Raw genomic sequence first — 23,031 nt, 5'->3', positions numbered from 1 at the left:
GAGGAAATTCTTTCCTGAGTCAAGATGGGTGTGTTGTCTTTGTTTCTTTCTTGTTTTTGTTGAGTGTCTGTTCTTTGTTGTTATTCTTTCTATTGTTTATTTCATTCAATGCAATAATATTGTGATTCATGTGTGCCTGCTTGCAAAGGAAGATTGTTTGGATTGATGCTTGTTTCTGGAGGATTTCTTGTGTTCAGGCATGTGCAGACTTGTGACGCATACCATTGACGGTCTGATTGATTTCAGCAGGTGTGCGTTGAGAAAAAAATATCCCCGACCATGTGCAGAAGCCCACCTGATCGAGGTGAGCTTCTGCGGTCATGGTCAAAGGAAAGGTGCTGGATCACGCGGTGAACAGCGATCGCATGCTGGATCACTCAGGCTTTGCATTGACCATCTGATTGCGCTGGCGCAGTTTGGCCGCCAGGGCGTGGTTTTCTTTCCGATGCGGTGCGGAGGTCTGTTCTCCCGAGGCGCTCGACCCTGACCCGAGCGGGTCCGATCCGCCGTCTTGCGGATAGAACTCTTCCACCACCGCCAGACCTTCTTCGTCCGACTCTTCGAACGCGCCCAACGCCAGGCCCTCTTGGGCAGCCTGCTCGAGCAGGTCCTGGCGCAGGCCGCTGTCGATCCGCCGCTCCTGTTCTTCGCAGGCTTCGCGCACGATGTCAGCGAGGGTTGAGCCCTGGGGGATGGTCAGATCAACGTAGTAGATCGGTGCCCGGTGCGAGAGCGCGGTGCTCTTGCCTCTGAGCTTGAGCTCCAGTCGCATGCACGAGAGCTTGTCGCCCGAGACCGCCTGGAAGTACCGCAGGCGTGTCATCAGGGTGCGGATGCTGTTGAACCCGGTGGTGCGGAACACAAAGCAGCCGAGTTCATCGTCACCGCCGATGCGCACATGCAGGCGGCCGTAGGGCTTGCAGTGCCCTTCGATCCCGATGGTGCAACTCATCGGTGTGGGGCAGGGCAGGGTTTGAAAGCCTGCAGAAGTGGCTCGCCGGCAGTTCTGTCCATCTCCCACGCACAATGGACGTCCGCTGCTTCGGTCAAACATCGTGTAGTTGGCTCGGAAACTTAGGTCAGGATCGTCAAACAACAAGCGCACCGGAATGCTGCGCAGTTTCTGATCCGGGCTCTTTCGCAGGCTGGCATCCAATGGGTGTTTGATCCAGCCGTCCTTGCTCTGAATCTGCGTGGTGATGGTGAAACCATCGTCCTTTTCGGGAAGGCGCTTACCGTCGCGTTCAACGACACGACCGATGCTGATGCGGCCGATGACGGGAGGGGTTAAGGCTAATCCTTTGAGCATGGTGGATTTCTCCTGGGTGATGGGCCGGAAGCGTTGTCATGGCCCATCTGGTGAATCAAGAAAAAACCCCGGCCTTCACTGTGAAGGTCCGGGGTCAAGTTGTGTGAAGTGCTACTGGTGCAGCGTCGTGAAGGCTTCAGCTTGCCGGCATAGGCGCTTCGTCATGGTTGGCATCAGTAGTACCGATTTCGCGCACCTGCACTGAGAACCGCCGCCCGCCAGCCTTAGGCTTGCGGTAGCTTTCCACCAGATTCGGGTGATCTCGGGCCAGGCTCTCGCCATCGATCACCTGTGTATCCTTCACCTTCTTCCAGGTCACGCTGCCTTGCCCGAAGAGCAAACGAGTCGAATCACCCATGCGCTGCTGCAGACTCTGTCGAAGCTGCGCTTCCTGTGCCACGAATCGCTCCAGTTGCTGTCGGACATCGAGGTAATCGGAGAAAAGGGCAGACATCACCAGATCGTCGGACAGATCCAGTGTGGTTCCCTGATCGGTAGGAAACATCGACAGCAATGCTTTGGCCGATGACCCCGATCCATCCGCAGGAGGTGGGCAATCTTTTTGTACGTAGCGCCAGAAGGCTTCTTCCAGTTCCATCAGATGACAGATCATGTCTTCGTTGCGGTGGATGCGGTGGATCTGTACCTCCTGGCCTCCAAGCAAGACGGCCACATCGGCTGCTTGCTTGCCTGTCACGGCCAACTGATGAAGCACCTGCAACTGGACATACTCGGGAACACCGTCACTCCACATACGCGATCCTTGAATGCCGGCTGTTTTGCACTCAAGGATCTGAGCGTCTGATGCACCGATGACTTCTCGATCGATGTTGGCCAGCATCCAAGGTTTGTCCGGGTGTTGCAGGACCGCGTTGACACGTCGCACCCGGTGGCCTGTTCGCTTGGTGTAGTGCGCTGCTACCAGCGGTTCAAGAAGGGTGCCCCAGTACAGCGGACCGTCTTCAGGCATCTCGCTGAGACTGGGTTTTGCATGGCTCGAATCGGCTTGCTTGGTGCCCGAGGTGACCCGGCCTGTTTTTTCAAGCCATAGCTGAAGAGGTGATTTGTACGGATGGAGCCCGACCGCTGCAGCGGCGTCGGAGCTGCCGATACCTTGTTGGCGAACCTGAAGCCATTCTTCCCTTGGGAGTTGCTGGGTTTTGACAAGCTTGAGGGCAGGCCTTGCACGGGCAGGGCGAATTTTGGGGGCGGGTACAGACATGAGAGAGATCCTCCAGAGTGAAATTGAATCCGGCACAGCCGTGTGCACGAGATGTCAGGGACTGACAAAAGGAAACCCAGAAAAGGAAAAAAGCCCTTTCGGGCCAGTGAACGAGAACTCCCCATCCGGTGCTGACTTGCCGGATGGGGCTCTATGACGCCGATTTACGCAGATGGGCGGATTCACCTCACCAGTTGCAGCGCCTGGTCAAGTGCTCGCTGCTTGATGGCTGCACCATGACCGAACCAGGCACTGTCAAGCCGGTACTCGGCATTGCGCGCTCGACGCTCGTGATCGATGTACTCCGTCACGGCGCACAGCATTCCCCAGGCCGTGTTTTGTGAAGCCGACATCTCCGCTCCGCGCCCATTCCCCTCGAAGAGGGCTTGCACCTTCTTCAGAGCACGCTCATTGGTCAGGCGTGCGTTCGCGTCGGTTTTCTGATCGGGTTGGCACAGCACTTTGAGGAAGTAGTTCATCGACTCGTGTGTCTTGACCTTGCGTTCGGCCAGCGTCTTCATCTGATACATGAAGCTGTCCCACTGCGTCACGGCGACACCCAACTGCTGCTTGACAGCCTGGGCATCGAAGCTGGTGCTGTGCGGTACCTTGATCGCCTGGGCTGCACCATTGAGTGCGACCGCCAGTGTGTTGTTGCACACCACACGCACCGAGGTGGGGGTGGCGGTGGTCGCCAGCGTTCCGTCGCACGATGTGGCCAGCAGCAAATAGCCTTTGACCAGGTCATTGCCCTTGAGCACGGTTTCCTTGCCCGTGCGAGCCAGAGCCCAGAACTTGCGGCCGCCTTTGAGAACACCGGCCGTCTCCAGCTCGAAGCCGGACACTTCTGTGAGATCGCGGTAGAACTCGAGCACTTCTTTTGGCTGGACCACTTGATACCGGTCGCTGACCACAGACAGCGGTGTTTTGGTATCGCTGCGGTACAGCACCTTCTGCTCATCGAAGGACATGATTGAACCCAGAGTGCCGACCTCTTGCGCCATGTAGCGCACGGGGGTCTGGCAGATGGACCAGTTCATGCCGGCTTTCTCAGCCCAGACGTCGATAGATTGCTTGGGTGGCAACTGGTTGCCCAGTTCGTGCCAGGGGGCCTCGCCGGAGTAGGCCATGGAGTGAATTTGGTGAGCCATGAGGAAAAATCCTTTCTGAAAGGGAGGGGGTTAAGAGGAAGCAGGGCAGCTAGGCCCAGAAACGAAAAAGACCTCCAAAGAGGCCTGTGGTGGGTCGAGAGTGGTGACGAGAACGGCGCGGAAAGCCAAGGGTGGTGAAGTGCTTACATCTCGGGAGAGATCGAGGGTTCATCGTCCATGCCAGACCACCCGTCACGTTGAGGATCGGGATGGTCAAGTTGCGAGCGGCTGCCTATACCGAAGCTGAAACCGCAGGAATGGCAAGACCAGCGTTGGAACACGGTGTCATCCAATGCCTGACCCAGTGATGCCCCGATGTGGCAGCCCGAGGTGCAGCTGACCAGTGCTCCGATCAGGGCGCCTGCCACGGTTTGCGCGACCTGCCAGCCACTACTGTCCGCGTCCGATGCGAAGGCGCCGCCAAGGCCGCCTGAGATCGCTCCTGATGTCGCGCCGGCCATAGCCCCCAGTGCACCGCCGACACGTCGGGCGATGTACCGGGGGGCTGTATCAGGTGAGTGGCAGAGGGGACAGGAGGTGTCCGGGTGCATGGAGGGATGCGAGAACGTACGCATGGGTGATGGACGGGTTACGTGTCCTGATGCTCATCTGCGCTAGCTGCATGTCGGGCCGGTGGTGAGGCGTCGGGTGCGGCCCTGAGCATGCACAGGCTGGCGTTCCACAGATAAGCCGAGATTGCGCCCAGGGCAAAGACCAAAACAAAAGCAGTTAGGTGATCCAGTGGGGATGGGACGTCTTGCATGGTGATGAACTCCTTGTTCAGGGGGAGGTTGGGGGAAATCGGATGAGGAAAATGAAAGGCCCCTTTCGGGGCCTGTGGGTGAAAACATCGGGAAAGAGTTGCCACGGAAGTGGCCTGGGTTGGTTCATGGTCGTGATATATGCCTGAGATTTTTTTGAATCAAGCAGTGTGTTTGGTGGGCTGGTGAGGGGTGTTTTTTACGCACTCCCTCAATGAGTGCATGATGGAAACGTTGTGCGGTACTTTGTCTTTCCCAAGGCTCGAAAAGCAGGTTCGCCCATAGCGACTTTTGACGACACAGATGTTTGGTGTACTTGCTATCGGGTATGGGAAGGAACTGCCCATCATGAGGTTTATGACTTCCTCCCGATCATCTTCGTTGACTTGCTGTCCAGGAACGTACTTGTGCAGGATGTCCCGGAAGTAGAGGCGAGCTTGGTTGATGCTTCGGAAGTGCTTTTGCTCGATTTGGACTGGGATACTGGCTGGCATGATTGGCTCCAATGCTGGTGTGGATGATTTGTGAGTGTTTACAGATATATGTAAATCACTCATAGCATTGGGCCTGCTGAGTTAGTCGGCCCTTGCCCCGGTGCACGATGTGCACGCTGGTCAAGTAGGCATCTACCCCCCCCGGTAGCCCAGGTGGACAGCACTCAAGAGAGTCACCACGCTTGACAGAGTAGTGTTTGTTTCGGCACGTACGTCCAGGGCCTTGGTGGCTAGCCGCAGGGCGGCGATGCGATTGAGTTGAGTAACTCACGCAACCATGCTGCTCAGGGCTTGGACGCGCACTTTGGCCAAATCGACGAGATAGTTATGTCGCCACGGCACAAGTTGACACCGATGTCTGTAGTCGGTGTTCTGCTGAGCGCGGGCAAGGTACCCGGCACAAACGTCGGACTTGTAGCTTCAATCTCGGACCACATCGATAGGCGACGCTGCTTGCGGACGCGGTTGGCGTCTATGCCATGCGAGGGTGTCACGGAGTCTACCGATGCACCGGGCTGTGCCACACTTGGCAAATGCTATTCCTAGCCATCTCGGGACGGATCAGCCAAGCTGTTCGAGAACAACTGCTCTACGTTCCTCGACAGCGCCTCGTTTTCTGACTCCGGAAAGCCGCAGCTCTGAAAAATGAAGTTCACAGCGGAGAACGCTCGCTCCATAAATCGTTGCAAGCCCGCCGGGTCAATGTGTGCCAAGCCAGGCGCGACTTCCACTGTCGAAGACAAACAGGCTGCCACCAACATGATCGACTCATCCACCTGATTGAGAAAGAACAACCAGAACGGCCAATGCTCGTCAATGGACCGCAGGTAACGTCTGACTTCGGGGATCTCGAATAACTCACGCGGATCCGCGTCATACCCACTGATCCTCAACGACAGTCGCCCTTTGTTGGACCAGATACGCTGAGGGTTGTCGGTGGGCACCAGAGATCGGAGAAAGTCCAGCGAGCTCTGCGTATCCTCAGCCTCAACTTGTTGGCGCGTGATGATAAAGAAGACTGGGTCCGTGATGCCTGGTCGCAAATCAAAGAACCAGCCCTCAGAGCCAATCGCAGCTTGGCGGGTAGCAGCAGTTTCGCCTGTGGGCTCGGAACCATCGTCTAGGCTGGCGTCTTCGTCTTCGTCTTCGTCTTCGTCTTCGTCTTCTTCGTCCAGTTCGTCGTAGCCATCCTCATGACGAGCAAGAAACCGTTCGATTCTTTGATTGGAGAAGTCAGCCGCAGTAGCCAACAGTTTGTCCTTCAACATGTCGATGATGGCATCCATGTCCACCGGAACCTCTGCCGCACTTTCTTCATCAGCGTGGTGATCTGCGATGTAGTCCCATCCTGGATTGGTCACCGCCCACAATGCCATGCGCGCAGCTGGAGTTAACGATTCGGTATGGCCTGCCAACAGGCTCTCCATCGTTTCGACATAGGTGTCCCAAAAGAAAGACTGCTCGCCTTGCACCTGCACGCAGACCTCTTCCCAGACGTTCTTCAGTCCTGAATCGCCGGACAGCATCTCGGCAGAATCCATTTTCTGCAGGGCGTCAATAACGTCTTGATTCAGCTTTTCTGCCAACTGCTCAGCCCAAGCTGCGACGATGTTCTGCTCAATACGCATGGCGGTCTGCCGTCAGGCCAAATCAGCCTGGCGCTTCAGCAGGTCGTCGAACGTGCGTTCCAGTCCTGGATCTACCCCACGCAGGCCGTTGACCACACGGGCTGCCCAGTCAAAGTACGCTCGCTTTCGATCAGCACCCCAATCTGCCGGTGGCGATGCAAGGATATCCCGCAGGTTGCAAATCTTGTCGGCGAGCTTGACCAGCTTGGCTTCGGGAGAAATGTGTGGCGCGTGCCGAACCTGCTCCTCTTTTCGAACCGCCTTGTCCAAGCTCTTGTCATCGGTCACCTCGAGCACGATAGAAGCGACCTTCGATCCGAAGTGGGTTGAGAGTTCATCTGCGGTGGTGTTGGTGTCCTCGATGGTGTCGTGCAGCAGCGCCGCACAGATCACATCAGGGTTGTCAATGCCGCCCTCCGTGGCCAGTACATTGGCAAGAGCCAGGGGGTGGTTGATGTACGGAGATGCATCGGCATCTTTACGCCGCTGGTTCTTGTGCTTTTCTGAGGCGAACTGCGCGGCTTTCACTATGGCTGCAATGCTCATGCTTGGTCCTTTCGTTAGAAATCAATGTCGATCTTGAGGGCCTCACTCCACTGGTTCCAGCCCACTGGAACTCCCTTTTCCTGGCGAGTCTGCAGAGCCTTCATTACCCGGGTTCTGAAATCCGGGTGAACGCTCAGCGGCGCCAGCTGCGTCCTTGGGTACATGTCAAGTTGCTTGAGGGCGGCGCGCCATGTCACCACCCACGGTCGCTCGATTAATTCCACATCGTCCTCCTCTTCGAGCAGATCGACGGCTGTGGATTCGACCCGAAACGCCCAGCGTGCCGGCGACTCCATTCCGTAGAGCAACACAGAGCCACTTCCAGCGCCGGCGCGAGTCCGGAGGCTTCTTCGACGAGGACGGCAAGGTCAAGCCAGAATGGCAGAACCCCATGAGTTGATCTGGAGAGCAGGCTGCCACACAGCGACCGTGGGATGTCACAGGTTGGGTGGGGAAGGGCTCTCGTATGTGATCTCCTTGCTATCGACGGACCGACTCAGAAAAGACCAGGGTTTGGACGAGTGGCAAACCCGTACCGTCAAAATGGACCGTACACTGATTATTCATAGAACGCTGTGACAAGATAGCCCCACTCGCTGGCCTACTCAAAGTAAATATCTCCATCAAGCGAGTACTTCGTAAGGTCTGCGTTTTTCAGCGACCTATGTTGCACCTTCTCTCTTAATAGCCTTGATAACGAATGTCTGTGGGGCGCGTCCTGGTACTCTGAGCACAACAGTCTCTCCCACGGTGGCACCCATGAGGACCTCTCCCAATGGAGTGTTGTGGGCGACCAGTCCCGTTCCGAGGTCGGTTTGTCGCGCAGTGACCCGTACACGAACATCTTGTTCAGGTGACTCTTCATATGCAAAAGTCACCAAATCTCCTATCTCGATTTCAAGGTCCTCTTCGTCCTCATCGAAAACCAGTGTGTCGGATCCAGCTTCTTTAAAAAGAAGCTCTGTTTGGTTAGGTGAGGGAGCCACAGTCTCAGTAGCTCCTGCGGGTTTTGACACGGCTTCGTGAGCACTGAGGACGGAAGTGTCTTCAGTCACAGATTCATCAAGAGATTTAGCCTCCAGCTCCTTAAGAAACTGAAGCATGCGATGAGTCTCGGCAAGTGGATTGCGGAACCAGTCGGTTGACCAAATGCGCCAAATCTTGTCCCTCCAGCCAAGGCTCTCAAGAATCTCTTGCCTGATGCGGTCTCTGTCTCTGACCGAAACACCTGAGTGATAAGAAGCACCATCACACTCGACCGCCGCAAGATATCCGGACAAGTAACGAGGATGGCGAACGGCAAGGTCGATTCGGAAGCCTGCGACGCCAAGCTGGGGCGTCACTTCATAGCCCTTGCTGCGAAGCACATCCATGACTGCAATTTCAAAGTCACTATCTGGAGGGAGTCCCGTGTGCTTGTCAACTGGCAGTACCCCATCACGAGCGAACTCAAGGTAGTTGCGTAAAGCACGAGAGCCTTCTGGTGTCCGACTATCCGAAACAATGTCTTCAGGGCGCATCGAGCTGTACACCGCGACAGCTTTACGCGCTCTTGTGAAGAGCACGTTAAGCCTTCGCCACCCGCCTTCGCGACTGATAGGGCCGAAGTTTTGGCGTACGACCTCGGTGTCTTTGGCCTTGCCGAAAGTCGTGGATATCAAGATGCAGTCACGTTCGTCGCCCTGCACGTTCTCCAGATTCTTGACGAACAGTCCCATGCCCTCGGCTTCCCATGTCTCCTTGAAACGAGCCGCTTGTGGGACGTTGCGTAGTCGCTCTTCAAGCAGCTCTGCGACGAGGTCTCGCTGCTTGACGTTTAGCGTCACAATACCCAGAGAATCTTCGGCTCTGTTAAGAATGTGGTCTACGGCAGCGTCAACAATCCGTCGGGCCTCTGCATGATTCATCTGGTTCTCGTAAACCCCTTCCTTTACGTAGTGGTAGCTAAGACCCAAAGCCTTCCCCTTAGGAAAGGGTGAAGGAAACACTACAAGGTTGCCACGATAGAAGTGGTGGTTAGAGAACGCGATGAGTGACTCATGCCTCGACCGATAGTGCCACCGTAGCGTACGAACAGGTTGGAAGTGTGAAATGCATACGTCCAAGATGCTCTCTGCATCAGAGGTGGCCAGTTGCCCCATGCCCTCACTTTCGCCCTCGCTGTCAACCACCGACATACGGGAGAAGAATGACGTTGGCGGCAGCTGTTTGGGGTCACCAACTACAACGAGTTGGGACCCACGCGCAATGGCACCGATAGCCTGTTCAGGCTTGAGCTGAGAAGCTTCGTCCATCACAACGATGTCGAAGTGGAAGCGCCCTGGCTCAAGGAACTGGGCCACCGCCTGAGGGCCCATCATGAAACAGGGTTTGAGCTCCTGGATGGCCTTGCCGGCTCTTCGCATCATTTGTCTGACAGGCACACGTGGACGCTGCTGCGGAATCAAATGTTCAAGCAGCTTCATTTCCGTCTTGTCATCGACGCGCACTCCATGCTGGCCAGCGGGCGGACGACTGCGCTCTCTACATGCTCGTGCAACTTGCAGGCCTCTGAGCTCGATGATTTTCTTGTCTAGCTCTGCAAACTCTCTACGCACAGAGGTATGGCGAGCACCACTGAACTGTTTTAGCGCTGGGACCCTATCGAACACATTCTTCGCGATTGCTGCATAGAAGCGATAGGTGAACGCGTGCACGAGCTTGTCTGGCGAGACGGCACCACGTTCGAGTTGTTGCACGAAACCGTCCAAGCCCAACATTAGTGCTTGCTCACGAGCCGCAACGTACTGGACCCAACCAAGTAACCCACCGAGACTGTCGGCTGCCTTTTGTGTCTTGTCAGCTAGCTCCGCTGCATAGACAGAACTGGCCTTGTTCGTAGGGTCTACCCACAATGCTGGTTCGAACTTTGCGAAGGAAGCCATCGCTGTTCCAAAGTCGATGCTGTCCTGCCAACCCTGGTCGATGCATTCTGTGTACTGCTTTAGAAAAGCGTAGTTCTCAACACATTGCTCAGAAATCAGGACCTTCTCGATGACTTTGGGCAGCCCTGCTTTCTTCACGAGAGAGCCGTAGGTGTGGGCGGCGAGAAGCGGCTCCAGGTCTGTCTGAGAGCCACGGAAGCAAGAGCCAATCAGCGATTTAGCGCCTTCGTTTGCCTCAAGTTCGGCTTCTAGTTTGGGGACAGTTTGACTGGCCTCCAGTGCACGCAAACCTTGCTTTAGCGAGATACCACTCCGCAGGTTTTCCTTGGCGAAGCTGTACCCAGCCAACGCCACTTTTGCGGCGTGTTCCCAGGTCTCAATGCGAAGAGTCCACGCTGGGGAGTCCGCGCTCTTAAGAACACGGGGTTGAGCGTTCTTTAATGTCTCGCTTGCTGAGGAGTGCAGCCTATCAAGCAATGAAACACACTGGAATATTTCAGGTGCTCCGGTTCTAAGCGACTCAAGCACTGAACGCTTTGCTGTCAGTGGGTCAAAAACCACCGGGCGCACGTTGGCTGCTTCAAGACTGACGCGAGAACGTGCAAGCCACTCTGCGACTTGAAGCAGGCCACCAAAGGGAGTTTTCTCAACCTCAAACCAGCTACCAGAAACCTCTTTTAAAGAGTGGTCGCCCTGGAGTTCACTCTTGATGGTTTGGAGCTGAACCAGAAGTTCGAGGTCCTTCAAGCAATCAGCACCTGTCCTGCCGCCCTTGTTGCGGGACAGAATCTTGTGCAACCGCTTGGCTTTACGCCATCTACTTTGAAAAATGCGATACCACGCGTCACCTTCGCGGAATGTGCGGATGGCCTCAGAAAGCTCAGACTCTGAGGGCATAGCATCCAAGTACATCAGAGAGTCTGCTCGGCTTCTTGTAGTCTCAAGCAGTTCGCTCTTGGAGATGGCGTACTTGAGTTTGCTTACCGCAGTCGGCAGGTCAAGCCCAGCATGTCGGAAGTTCAGCGCCTCTAAAGGGGCATCGTTAGCAACTTCCGCAGCAATTTTTAGCGCGGCGATTTCACTGACTTGCTCAGTAAGCGGAATCCCGGCAGCTGAGGCTGCTTGACGCAGCTTTCTAAGAGCGTCTTCAGCCGCCCTGGCTGCTTCCGAGAAGCGTTTGTGCGTGTGCTCAAGGCTGGGCCACAACGCTTCCTCCAGACCAAAAATTCTTGCTTCCTCGACGCGCTGTTTGGCTGACTCTAGCGTGTTGACATCGACTGGCTGAGCCTTGAAAAGACACAGGGTAATTTGCTTGTTTAGGTCAGCTATCTGAGAAAGCTGAGTCTGAATGCTCTGCAAGGTAGCCAGACTCCTGTGCCCCGTCGGGTCATCGCCTGGGAACAGTCTTGGCAGACTGCCGAAGTCGACTTCCTCTGCTCTGGCTGGGGCGATGTTGTCGAGGACAGTCAGCAGGTTCTCTGCCCCTTTTGCACTCATGTTGAGTTGTCCACCGCCCAAGAGGTCAGAGGCAGCCTTGATAGCTTCGGAGAAAGTCTTGAATCGGCTTGCGTACTCTCTAAGGACACGTTGAACCGCTAAGTCTTGCTCTGGAGAAAGCTCTTTAGGAAAGAACCCCCAAAGCGGGCTCTCTGGTCCGTAGGACCCAATCAAACCAAGTTGTGTGGCGAGCTGCCGAAGGCGGTCACATATGTCTGCAAACTGAATTTGACTCGTCCGTGGGGCAGCAAAGTAGTCCAACTCCTGCACTGCTTCTGCAGACGGTCCTGCCTGTAGGCGATGTCTCTCTGCACGCCACATCACTTGGTGTAGCGTGAGGTCCAGTTCGTTTCCGACCTTGGTGTTTATCAGGTCTGCGTAGGCCTTGAGTTCCTTTCGCTTCTCTTCATGACGTGCAAGAAGGTCAGGGAGTTCGTTCGCCTGTGCGACGCGCATGCTTAGTCGGGCGGCAATGTCCTCCAGCACACGCTTCTTGTTCGTCTTGTTACTGTGCAGTTCTAGGATGAATGGGGACAGGCCTGCTTGGTTTAGTCGAGACTTCACGACTTCCAGTGCAGCCAGTTTCTCGGCAACAAACAGGACCTTCTTCCCAGCCTGTATAGCTGCCGCTATCAGGTTTGTGATGGTCTGAGATTTGCCTGTGCCTGGAGGCCCCTCGATGACGCGACTGTGGCCTTCAATGACATCTATGAGAGCACTGTGCTGCGAACTGTCGGCGTCAAAGATAAGAGGCAAGTCGCCCTTGGGGTGCTCGTCAATAGGGTATTCGCTCGCGTACTGAGTATCCCCATTGGAGGGCTTACCTTCAAACACTTGCTTGACCAGTGGATGCTCTAGCAGTGAGTTGAAAAGTCCCTCTTGCTGCCACTTGCTAGGGTCTAAATCACGGACCAGAAGCATGTTCGTGAACGACAGCAGTGTCAGTGAAAGCATCGGCTTGACGCTCCACCCGGGCTGACGTTCCACGGCCTTGGCGACTCGCTTGAGGTAAGCCTCCGCGGACTCATCTCCCTCTGGGTCGAACTCTGGTAGGTTGAAACCAAAGTCCCGCCTGAGCTTCTCCCGCAGTGACAAGTTGTCCGATAGCTCTTCTCCCGTATAACTCAGGTAGAAGTTGGAATACTGCCCTTCGTCCACCTTGGACATCACCACCGGTACGCAAAGCAGCGGAGCCTGGTACAGCTTCTCGCTGGCGGGCTTCTCCGGATACTCCAGAAAACCTGCTACCAAGTAGAGCATGTTGGCGCCAGTTTCCTCGATGGCCAGCTTGGCCTCACGTTCAAGCTTACGGCAGTGCTTGCCCAGGTCTTCAGGGAAATAGAGGGTCCGCAAGTCTGTCGCGCTGATGGGATGGGCTAGTCGCTCTGTCCCGGCTTTAGGCTCTGTCAGCAAATAGCTTGTTGATATCCCGAGGCGGTTGGCCCACTCCTTTGGTTCGGGCCTGGCAAGCCGACCATTCTTATGGACCCATTCACTTCTCTCAGGGTCAGGCAGCGGAGTGATGGCGACTCGGTTGCCCTGGTCAACAAGCCGCTTGAATGCACCGTCGATGGTGCTGTGCACAAACTGCAGAGACTTACCAGGGCTGTGCTTGAAATTGACCAAACGATTTCGTCCGGTCATATCAAGCAAACGCAGGCGCAACTCGTTGAGTGCTACCTCAATAGGTACTTTGCCTGAGAAGAGACCTGAGGGCTCTATCTGCTCAACGGATTTTTCGGTTTCTAGAATCCCTGACATTTAGTCGGCGCTTTCATTTTTGAGTTGTTCTATGCGTTAGCTGGTGGAAACCACGTTTTAACGATACATCAGTTGCAGTTTCAAATTGCCTTGGAGGCATTAAGTGTGAGTTGACCTGCTGTAAATTTCATAGAACCTCTCGCTCGGTGAAAGACAAAACGGCTAGGGAAAAATAAAAACCCTTGACGCCTGATGCTTGAGGTGCATCAGGCGTCAAGCTTGTACAGTACGCTGCTCTTGCGTAGACACAAGAGACTTGCATGGTTTTACAGGCCTGGCAGCTGTCCAGCTAGGGGTGGTTTAGGTCGGTGGATACTTCATTCGTCATCGAATTGAACCCCGTCCTCTACTTCGTCAAACTCTTTTCCTAGCAGGTCCCATCCAATTTCAGTTTCTGTGATTGGGATAATTTTTTGTTGCTGCATCCCTCCGAAGCTGATGGAGGATGATGTTGTGACCAATGCCAATGCAACAACAGGCCTTCTGTCCTTGAAGGTCACTAGCTTTGGAGGGGCGGATGTAATCGAGGTGACGCTGATGACATAGTCGCCCGAAGTGGATTTTGGTGTACTCATGATGTGCTCCTGTTTGGTTTGAGAATAGTTACTTCAATGCCTGGATTGGTTGTGAGATTCAATATTGTTGAGGGGGGAAACCAGATTTGAACTTCTTGAAAAATACTAGGCCACCGCACGTTCACGAATGTCTACCAAAACCTGAACAATCGCTGTCACCTTTGCCGGTGGAAACACCCCCAAAGGTCCGTGTGCGCTGACATCCGTGAACGGGGACTCGAACAAGCGCCCTGGCTCCATCACTCCGGTCTGAATCAGTTCCTCAACGATGAGGTTGATGAATTCCACTTGGTTGGCGGTAGCAGTGCTGCCTTGCAAGAACTCGCTGAACGCATGCATGGCTGCTTCACGGTCCAGGCCGACCAGGGAGCGAATGAACAGGCCGAGCCCTTTACTCTTTTCCTTGGCCTCCGCAATCAGCGCTTGGTTTCCGCCCGCCTGCAGCAGCATCTTCTCCAGTTCACCCAGGTCCATAGCCGTCAAAGGCTGGTTGCGTCGCAAGCGCTGCAGGGCCAGATGCGATTCGTGCTCCTTCAGGAACACCCTCGCCTTTTCCTTGAACTTGGCCATGTTCAGACCGGCAGTCACTTGGGGCAGGTCGATAGGGGTCAACTCGCCAATGGCGTCTTCAAAGTCCGTGTAGACGACCCATTTCTGCCCTTTGGGGATGAGCTTGACCAGTGCACGCAGCCGCCTTCGGACCAATTCCAGCATAGGCACCGTGATGTCCTCCCACCACTCGTCACTGGCTACCGCCTGTATCAGCACCATCTCCGACTTGATGGCGGGGATGGCCATCTGCTCTTCGAGGGCGCTGGCAATCTTCTGTGCTTTGTCTTTGAGGCTGGCGAAGTCAGCTCCGGCCTGCAGCACCGACAACTGGATGCGCAGCATCAACATGTCAAAGCGCTTTGCCTCTTCGTCATCATCGACCAACGCCGTGGGCAAACCCGCAATCTGTGTTTCCAGCTCATGCTTGGCTTCGGCAGATAGCGATTGCCAAGCATCCGCTTTGGCGTAGCGCTCCACATATTGCCGCTTTGGCCGAACAATGAAGTTGTCTAGATTCATCGCGGCCACTTGCTCATGCAGCAGACCAGCGGTTGCTTCCCGGACGTCCTTTAGCGTGAGGCTCGTGTCCCATGGCTTGGGCGCCACGTCACCTGCAGGCTTGTCGGGCGTGGAGCCGTCGGATATCCGGGCATCCAGCTCGGCCACCATCTCCAGGCGTGCCTTGAACACGCGTGTGCTCAGTGGTTCTGACCCAGGCCCTTCTTTGAAGTCCGCGTTCTGGCTGAAGAACTCAAGGTTCTGACAGTAGTCGAAGATGAAAAAGTTCTTCTTGTTTTCGCCAGGCCCGAACAGGTCTGGCCTCAAACGCGTGCCGCGCCCGACCATCTGCCAGAACTTGGTCTTGCTGCGCACCACCTTGAAGAACACCAGGTTCACCACTTCCGGCACGTCGATGCCTGTGTCCAGCATGTCCACCGAAATGGCGAGGTGTGGCGCCTTCTCTGGCTTAGAGAAGTCGTCAATCAAACTCTGGGCGTACTCCGTCTTGTAGGTCACCACCCGAGCAAATGCACCTTTGTAGTGGGGGTAGTTGGCGTCGAACCGTTGAGCGATGTAGTCGGCGTGGGAGTTGTTCTTCGCGAAGATGATGGTCTTGCCCAGCCGGTCGCCACCGGCCACCTTCTGGCCGTGCACCATCAGGGTGGCCAGCACCTTGTCCACTGTGTCTTCGTTGAAGAGCCACTTGTTCATGGCCTCGGCGTTCACCTCGTCGGGCACGTTGCCTTCGTCATCCCACTCCAGCTCGTCCCACTGGGCTTTTTCTTCCTCGGACAGGTCGGCATATCGGATGCCCTCGCGCTGAAACTTCAGCGGCACCGAGATGGCCACCGGCGGGACCAGGTGGCCATCTGCCACAGCGTCGTCCAAGCCATAAGCGTCGGTCGGCACACCGTCTTCTAGACCGAACAGGCCATAAGTGTTGTGGTCGATTTCGTCTTTCGGTGTCGCGGTCAAGCCGACCAAGAGCGAGTCGAAGTAATTGAAGATGGCCCCGTACTTCTGGTAGACAGAACGGTGCGCTTCATCGATGACGATAAGGTCAAAGTGGCCCACACCGAAACGGCGCTGCCCACTCGCTACATCGTCAATCAAACCCATCATGGTGGGATAGGTAGAGACAAACACTCGGCCGTCGGTGTGCTTGTCGGTGACCAGATTCACCGGTGATGCATCGGGCAGGTGAGTCTTGAAGGCGTTAACCGCCTGGTTAACCAAGGCCACTCGGTCTGCGAGAAACAATACTCGCTTGGCCCAGTTGCTCTCCATGAGCACCTTAACCAGTGCGATGACCGTACGGGTCTTACCCGAGCCTGTGGCCATCACCAACAACGCGCGGCGCTGGCGGTCAACTTCGAAATGATGGCCAACCTTGCGCACAGCGCGTGTCTGGTAATAACGCTCCACGATGGACGAATCAATCACCACCTCGGCTGGACTCTTACGGCTACTGCGCCGTTGGACGGCCAGTTCCAGCTCGTCCTTCTTATAGAAGCCCTGCACCGAACGCGGCGGGTAAGCGGTGTCGTCCCACAGCCAATGCTCGTAGCCGTTGGAATAGAAGATGACTGGGCGCTGGCCGTACCTCTGCTCCAGGCAGTCGGCATAGAGCTTCGCCTGCTGTTGCCCGACGCTTGGACTTTTGGTTGTGCGCTTAGCTTCTATCAAGGCCAGTGGCTTGCCGTCGTCTCCCCAGAGCACATAGTCGACATAGCCCTTGCCCTCGTTGTTGGGCATGCCCGTGACTTCCACTTCGAAGTTCACCGCCGGATTCAGGTTCCAGCCCGCTTCCTTGAGCAGTACATCAATGAACGCCTTGCGGGTCTCGGCCTCGGAGTAGTCGTGGGTGTCGGGTATCGCTGCGCTGGCCTTCTTGGCGGCGGCGACTTCTTCCTGGAGCTTCTTGAGCTCATCTGACAGGGCCGCCTTGTCCTTCAAGGCCGCGGCCAGCTTTTCGTCGCGTTCCTTGAGGCTGCTTTCCAGCTTCTGCAGCTGTTCAGCAGATTGCCGCGCAACAACCGTCGCCACTGGCAGCAAGCTGACGGAAAAACCCAGGCCCGGCGCGGGGCGCTGGGTGCGACCATAGGTGCGAGCGAGCCAGAAACAAAAATGGAACAGCTCCCGGATGGCGTTGACCGCATCGGTCGGGGCTACCTTGCGTGTGCTGTGGACGGCGAGATTCCCAAGGTCCTTGATGAGCCGGGCCTTGGTGAACAGTGCGTCACCTATCGTGGCCTTGAAGCTGGGCTCATGGATGAAGGCGCTCAGGTTGTCCTGATAGGGGCGTCGCAGAGAGGTGTCGTGCGCGTACATCCATGCAACCGCCAGCTCCAGCGTGCGGCGCGTGTAAAAGCAGGCTGCGCGGGCATCGGCGTTCGCCAGTCCCTCAGCCTTGGTGGCGGCTTCGAAAAGCGGGGACCATTCGGACTGAAGGAAGGCGAAGTTGCTCATGTGCCTGATTTCTCCCTGATGAACGCATTCATTCTGTGTGCCAGCGCTTCTCGCCGCAGTTTGAGGAAGTCGCGGTAGCGGTCGGTGCTCCACAAGGTCTCGTCGACGGGCACGCAATGGCTCTGCAGGGCTTCCTCCCCCTGCTTGGCCACCACCTCGCGCAGGTAGTTCACAGCCTCTTTGTTGCTGATGCGCCGATTGGTCTGGCCGGTGATGAAGACCATGTTAGCGATTTCGTTGATTTCGCCGGTCTCGTAGCCCTTGCCGATGGGGATGTTCTGCTGCTGCATGCTTACAGCGCTTCGTGGAAGGCTCGATGTTGTACAGACTGAAAGAGGGCTTTCGTTTGTGATTCGCTCTCTGCCAGTCGCGCTTTGACCTCGCGCACGGCACGCACACGGTGAGCGAACTCTCGCTGCAGCTCCAGCGGAGGGCAAATCAGCTGAGTCTCGCAAATCTGCTTGATGTTGAGAGTTGGCTGGCTGACTGTTCGTAGCTCTTGGGTGAAGTAGCGCTGGACTGCACGCGTGCCTAGCTGAGCAGCAATGAACTCCCTGTCAGCCCTTTCGCCTATCCGGATTCGCGCCACCGCCCGCGCTATGTTGAAGCCGCGTTCTCGCTGGCTCGCTAGCGCAACGACACCCACAGAGCCCACACAACTCACCAGAATCTCATCCCCCTTCAGACGGGACCGCTGATACGCCAGCTCAACCTGCGGCGCGATGCGCTTGAGAGCATCGTGTTGGACTTCGCCAGCCACGAGGTCGCTGACCCGAACAAGGGGGACGCCATTCTCAACATCTTCTCCGGGTTGAACAACTCCGTAGTTGATGGAGTCACCTTCAACGACCAGTTCATCCAGTCGCCTGCGCTCCCAGCCTTTGGGGTTAGCTGAGGGGTCCCCAAACATCTCCAGAAAAATCGACTGCGCGAGGCGGTCGAGTTGGACCAAGGCCTCGCGGCGCTTGGTGCGCAGGGCGTCAGCTTTGTCGAGGATGGCGGCGATGCGGCGTTGTTCGTGGATTGGAGGCAGCGGGACCTGATACTTCCAGAACTCGCTCATCACCATTCGCGGCATCTTGGCGCCAGCTACGACAGTGTTTGCAAAGCTCAAGAACTCGGCTGACCTCAGAAAGTAGGCGATGTATGAAGGCACAGCCTTCTGGGGCATGCAGCGCAGCGGCACAAGCTCTGTCGTGGCAAAGCCCGGTTCATCGGCAACAACCACCTTGTTCAGATATGGCCGAAGTTTCGAGTACAGGACCGTTCCAGCCGCGAATGGATACGTCGATGGGCCAAGGTCAAATTGAGGTATTCGAACGCGCTCCAAGACGCGACCAGTATCGGGCTCTATCTGGTCCAGGTTGAGATTCCAGACGAGCACATCAGATTCGCTCCGTTGAGGTCGCTCTTCAACCACCAAGTCTCCCAGTGGAACGCGAGGCCAGCTGCTCACTTCAGCATCCCCTCTAGTTCCGCCATCCCAGCCTGAATCTCCGCATCCAACTTCTTCAGCTTCGCCAGGATGGCCGTCGGCGATTCATGCGCCACAGCCTCGTGCACCACCTCTTTGTAGCGGTTCAGACTCAGATCGTAGCCCTGTGCGGCAATGTCGGCCTTGGGCACGCAGAAACTCTGTGCTGTGCGCGGTCGAATCTTCTCGTTGCCGTCTCGCTGTGCCCAGCGCGCAAGCGCATCGGGCAGATTGTTCTTGGCATGTTCAGCCGTCGTGAGCGCTGAGGCCGGCGTCGGGCCGAGCTTGGACTCGTCGAGCAGCGGCTGGCGCTTGTCGTCCAGGCTCCAGCCGTCGACCTGCATGTCGTAGAACCACACGTGGTCGGTGCCACCGGAGTTGGTCTTAGTGAACAGCAGGATGGCGGTGGACACGCCGGCGTAGGGCTTGAAGGCGCCGGCCGGCAGTGAGACCACGCCGTCGAGCTTGTGGTCTTCCACCAGCATCCGGCGCAACTCCTTGTGGGCCTTGCTGCTGCCAAAGAGCACACCGTCTGGAACGACCACCGCCGCGCGGCCGCCCGGCTTGAGCAGCCGCAGGAACAGCGCCAGAAACAGCAGCTCGGTCTTCTTCGTCTTGACGATGGCCAGCAGGTCCTTGGCCGTGTTCTCGTAGTCCAGGTTGCCGGCAAAGGGTGGGTTGGCCAGGATGAGGCTGTACTTCTCCTCGTCGCTCGCGTGGTCCTGTGCCAGTGAGTCCTTGTAGCGAATGTCGGGGTTTTCGACGCCGTGCAAAGCCATGTTCATGCTGCCGATGCGCAGCATGGTGTTGTCGAAGTCATAGCCATGGAACATGCCATGGTGGAAATGCGCGCGAGCCGAACCGTCGTTGAACAGCTCAGGGTGTTGTTCGCGGAGGTACTCGCCGGCTGCGACCAGAAAGCCGCAGGTACCGCTGGCAGGGTCACAAATCACGTCCTTGGGCGTCGGCGCTGTCAGCGCCACCATGAGCTTGATGATGTGTCGCGGCGTGCGGAACTGGCCGTTTTGACCGGCCGCCGCAATCTTGCCCAGCATGTACTCGTAGAGGTCGCCCTTGGTGTCCCGGTCCTCCATAGGTACGTGGTCCAGCATGTCCACCACCTTGGACAGCAGACCCGGGGTGGGAATCGTGAACCGCGCATCTTTCATGTGCTGGCTGTAAGTGGAGCCATCACCCCCCATCTCGCGCAGGAAGGGGAAGACGTGTTCACCCACCACTTGGTACATCTCGGCGGGCGCGAAGTTCTTGAAGCGTGACCAACGCAGGTCATCGAAGGGGCGCCCCTTGGCGTCCTTGCCCGCCGGGAAGACCCGACGAGTCATCGGAATCTTCAGCAGCTGTGACTTGCTCTCTTCCAGCGTGTGCGCGTCATCTAGACGGCGGATGAACAGGAGGTAGGTAATTTGCTCCAGTACCTCCATCGGGTTAGAGATGCCGCCGGACCAGAAGGCGTTCCAGATAGAGTCGACTTGGTTACGGATTTCGCCTGTGAGCATGCATATCCCTGCGTTCGTGTTGACCCGGGACGACGCTGACATCCCGATGTTTGTCAGCAATGGTAACGAACTGGGCTGCTGCCGGTTTCAAAGACACCTTGTTAAGGTGGAAGATGAAACCGGCAGCAGCCCATTGATGGGAAACCAACCCTCCCTTGCTAGGCTGGCTACCGACCGATGCCCAGCGATCGCTGCATCCAGGCTGCCATGGGTCTGTCGGATGCGAGCACTTGTTCGATGGACGCTCGGGCTTGTTGAGTTTGCTGGGTTGCCGCTGCTGCCTCGATGGCGTATCGGTGGGCCTCCAGTACGTCCAGGCCAGTGAGTTCGTAGCCGTGGCCCATCGACATCCAGTGCAAAGAGGCCAGCGCACATTGCATGGCGAAGTCTGGTTGCGTCTTCAGGTGGTCACGTGCGGCCCGGTTCAGGGTCTTGGGGTCGCAAGGTGAGGCCCAAGCCAGGCGGGTTGCCTGCTCTAACAGTTTCAGGGTCTTGGCGGTGGCAAACCACTTGCCGGGCTCAGCGGGTGTGGATGCGATCAGGTGGTTCAGCAGCTTGTCTTTGGCGAGTTCCGGGTACTTTTTGGTGAGGGCTCTAAAGGTCGAGAGGTGGGTGTTGGCCTGATTGGCGAGCAGCGCGTACTGGTTGAACGCTGCGGCGCGGCGACCGGCCTTGAGCAGTTCTTCTTCAGCAAAACGGGCGAAGGATGTCTCGCTGGTGGTGCTGCCTGCGCGCTCGCGCAGGTAGGCGATGGCTTTATCGATCTGGCCTCGGCTTGCCAACACTTTGGCGCCCCAGACCAGGTAGGGCCAGATCGGGTGCGGGTCCATGTCCAGCAACTCCAGGATCTGATCGTGCCGCTCGGCTTTGAACAGGGCGCTGTAGCAGAGGGTGGCGCCGGAGAAGAAGGCGTAGGTGCCGCGCTTGCGCTCTCGCAGGACGTTTTTCAGGGTCGGCAGGAGCTGGTCAGCCCAGACGGAGGCCAGTTCTTTTGTAGCGCACAGATCGCCCCAGTGATCACCGAGGGATTCGATGGAGGGGGGATCGTCTTCCTGAATGGCCTCGAACAGGCGGTCCAGCCATTGCTGCCGCACCTTGGTGCTCACGGGTGCTTGGCTGATCAGGGGCGCCAGTTCCTGGACCGCGGCGTAGGTGGCGTTGCCCAGGGCGCCCGAGGAACTGTCAATCTGGCACAGGGCAGGGGAGAGCTTTTCCAGCAGCAGCACGGCACCTTCGGCGGCACGGGCGGGATCGTGGCGGGCCACGGCTCTGATTTCGGTCAGGGCTTCGTTGATGCGGCCGATAGCCAGCTGAGTGCCTTTCCAGCCGAAAGCGCCCCGGCGAAACCGGGTACGGAAGGCCCAGGCAGTGGTTTCAGTTCTGGTAGCAGTGCTCATAACCCGAGAAAGGATTGATAGCTTGTTCCCTGAACAACCTTGCTATCCCGAGATAGGTATCAGTCAACAGGCAGTGAGCATGTGTTCCATGCTCGCGAGAATTCAGACGATGTGCAAAAAGTGCTTCCTCAGCATTAGCTTGCTTGATGAGCACTTGGGACAGCGAAGTGATTGGTCTTGGCGCAATGTCCCTCCACATTCACAGTTAAATGCCAACTCATCGCCATCAAAAGCACGGTAGTCAATCGCTGAACACTTGTCACATTGGCAGAGATGGCCTCTCAGTTCTTGATCCTTCCCAATGAGCACCCAGTCAGAGATTTGAAAGCTATGACGACACAGTGGACAGCTGACGTCAAAGGTCATGTCGATATCCGAGATGTGTACGTCCGGCCACTTGGCTACCACATCCACCAAGGATTTATTTGCTTCATCGTTGGATGGATATTCACTCTTCATTTGGGGTTGATCCTTTAAGTGGGGATTCCTACGGAAAGTTCAGGAATTCACCGCGAGTTCTCAAGAAGGGCGATGCTGCTGAGTATGTTTCGCACATTTTGCCCCAGTTGCCCCCGCTTTTTGCGTTGCATTTGTTCAATTCAATCGCCTTTGCTGGCGGCGTTGGGCCATGTGTGCGTCCCGGCGTACCGCCGTCGGGCTCTGCGGGCTGCGCCCCGTGCCAGGTCGCGGCCATTCGGCTTCGATCCCTGACGCCTCCGGCCAAGGGCAAGCCCCCGGCCTGCGCGCTGCGCTTGCCATTCTCACGCCTGCAGTTGTGGTGGGGCTGGCTTGCTGTTCCCTTCATCCTTGCACACCGTTCTCGCCGTCAAGGTCTGCGCGCCCTGTGGGCGCTGGCGGCCTCTCGGCCGTCTTCGAACCTGTGACCGCTGCGCTGCGGTGTGCCGGTTCCGGTCTCGGGCAATCCCGCCCGATCACCGGAGTTGGTCATGCAGCACGATCTGTTCTCTTCCCTCGATTTCTTCCTGTCGGTGCCCGCTGGTTCGGGCGGCTTGCTCATCCGCGATGTGACCGGGCAGTACCATCCGGCCGAGGCCGACGAGGTGCTGCTGGATTTGGGCTGTTTTCCAGCACATCCGCACCGTGCGAGGTCTTTGTGTGCTGGGCGCGCTGAAAAAAAGAAACCCGGCGCGAAGGCCGGGCAAATTCAAAGTCGCTGTCACACGACTTTTCAGGGAGGAGGGCCGACTGTTCAGGCCGGCCCGGAACCATTATCGATTCAGCTCGCTTGAAAC

14 protein-coding genes are annotated in these 23,031 nt (G+C 56.8%); 1 reads left to right on the top strand and 13 read right to left on the bottom strand.

Going from position 1 to position 23,031, the window contains the following annotated elements; all coding sequences use genetic code 11:
- Positions 1-373 precede the first annotated feature (373 nt).
- The 13 genes from ACFQNJ_RS01345 to ACFQNJ_RS01285 all read right to left on the bottom strand — a co-directional run bounded on the left by ACFQNJ_RS01345 (position 374) and on the right by ACFQNJ_RS01285 (position 21,778).
- Positions 374-1,309 (bottom strand): recombination directionality factor, encoded by a 936-nt coding sequence (locus ACFQNJ_RS01345; RefSeq protein WP_382253244.1) that lies wholly within the window; start codon positions 1,307-1,309, stop codon positions 374-376.
- A 136-nt stretch (positions 1,310-1,445) separates the two neighbouring features.
- Entirely contained in the window at positions 1,446-2,531 is a 1,086-nt protein-coding gene (locus ACFQNJ_RS01340; protein WP_382253242.1) for a YqaJ viral recombinase family nuclease, read from the bottom strand.
- Positions 2,532-2,713: 182 nt separating this feature from the next.
- Complete coding sequence (locus ACFQNJ_RS01335; RefSeq protein WP_382253240.1) at positions 2,714-3,682, bottom strand: DUF932 domain-containing protein; 969 nt, start codon at positions 3,680-3,682, stop codon at positions 2,714-2,716.
- Positions 3,683-5,479: 1,797 nt separating this feature from the next.
- The gene (locus tag ACFQNJ_RS01330) at positions 5,480-6,565 is read right to left on the bottom strand and encodes a hypothetical protein (protein ID WP_382253238.1); all 1,086 of its coding nucleotides are present in this window, start codon (positions 6,563-6,565) and stop codon (positions 5,480-5,482) included.
- Positions 6,566-6,577: 12 nt separating this feature from the next.
- Positions 6,578-7,105 (bottom strand): HD domain-containing protein, encoded by a 528-nt coding sequence (locus ACFQNJ_RS01325; RefSeq protein WP_382253626.1) that lies wholly within the window; start codon positions 7,103-7,105, stop codon positions 6,578-6,580.
- A gap of 20 nt (positions 7,106-7,125) precedes the next feature.
- Positions 7,126-7,422: a hypothetical protein gene (locus tag ACFQNJ_RS01320; RefSeq protein WP_382253236.1), complete on the bottom strand. Its 297-nt coding sequence runs from the start codon at positions 7,420-7,422 to the stop codon at positions 7,126-7,128.
- Between the two features lie 351 nt (positions 7,423-7,773).
- On the bottom strand, positions 7,774-13,293 hold the full coding sequence (locus ACFQNJ_RS01315) for a DUF4011 domain-containing protein (RefSeq protein ID WP_382253235.1): 5,520 nt from the start codon (positions 13,291-13,293) through the stop codon (positions 7,774-7,776).
- A 317-nt stretch (positions 13,294-13,610) separates the two neighbouring features.
- Positions 13,611-13,868, bottom strand: coding sequence for a hypothetical protein (locus ACFQNJ_RS01310; protein WP_382253233.1), 258 nt, complete (start codon positions 13,866-13,868; stop codon positions 13,611-13,613).
- 105 nt (positions 13,869-13,973) lie between these two features.
- The gene (locus ACFQNJ_RS01305) at positions 13,974-17,390 is read right to left on the bottom strand and encodes a DEAD/DEAH box helicase family protein (protein ID WP_382253231.1); all 3,417 of its coding nucleotides are present in this window, start codon (positions 17,388-17,390) and stop codon (positions 13,974-13,976) included.
- Positions 17,387-17,680: a hypothetical protein gene (locus ACFQNJ_RS01300; protein ID WP_382253230.1), complete on the bottom strand. Its 294-nt coding sequence runs from the start codon at positions 17,678-17,680 to the stop codon at positions 17,387-17,389. Before ACFQNJ_RS01300 ends, ACFQNJ_RS01305 begins: the two co-directional genes overlap by 4 nt.
- Before the next feature lie 2 nt (positions 17,681-17,682).
- Complete coding sequence (locus tag ACFQNJ_RS01295) at positions 17,683-18,846, bottom strand: restriction endonuclease subunit S (RefSeq protein ID WP_382253228.1); 1,164 nt, start codon at positions 18,844-18,846, stop codon at positions 17,683-17,685.
- Positions 18,843-20,381, bottom strand: coding sequence for a type I restriction-modification system subunit M (locus ACFQNJ_RS01290; protein ID WP_382253226.1), 1,539 nt, complete (start codon positions 20,379-20,381; stop codon positions 18,843-18,845). The genes ACFQNJ_RS01295 and ACFQNJ_RS01290 overlap by 4 nt, the downstream gene beginning before the upstream one ends.
- 167 nt (positions 20,382-20,548) lie before the next feature.
- Positions 20,549-21,778: a hypothetical protein gene (locus tag ACFQNJ_RS01285; RefSeq protein ID WP_382253225.1), complete on the bottom strand. Its 1,230-nt coding sequence runs from the start codon at positions 21,776-21,778 to the stop codon at positions 20,549-20,551.
- 947 nt (positions 21,779-22,725) lie between these two features.
- Between ACFQNJ_RS01285 and ACFQNJ_RS01280 the strand changes: the two genes are divergently transcribed.
- Positions 22,726-23,028: a hypothetical protein gene (locus ACFQNJ_RS01280; RefSeq protein WP_382253223.1), complete on the top strand. Its 303-nt coding sequence runs from the start codon at positions 22,726-22,728 to the stop codon at positions 23,026-23,028.
- The last annotated feature ends 3 nt before the right edge of the window (positions 23,029-23,031 follow it).

This window comes from Hydrogenophaga bisanensis (assembly GCF_042665135.1).
In the GTDB taxonomy this organism is placed as follows: domain Bacteria; phylum Pseudomonadota; class Gammaproteobacteria; order Burkholderiales; family Burkholderiaceae_C; genus Hydrogenophaga; species Hydrogenophaga bisanensis.
This window is presented reverse-complemented; position numbering and strand designations above follow the sequence as displayed.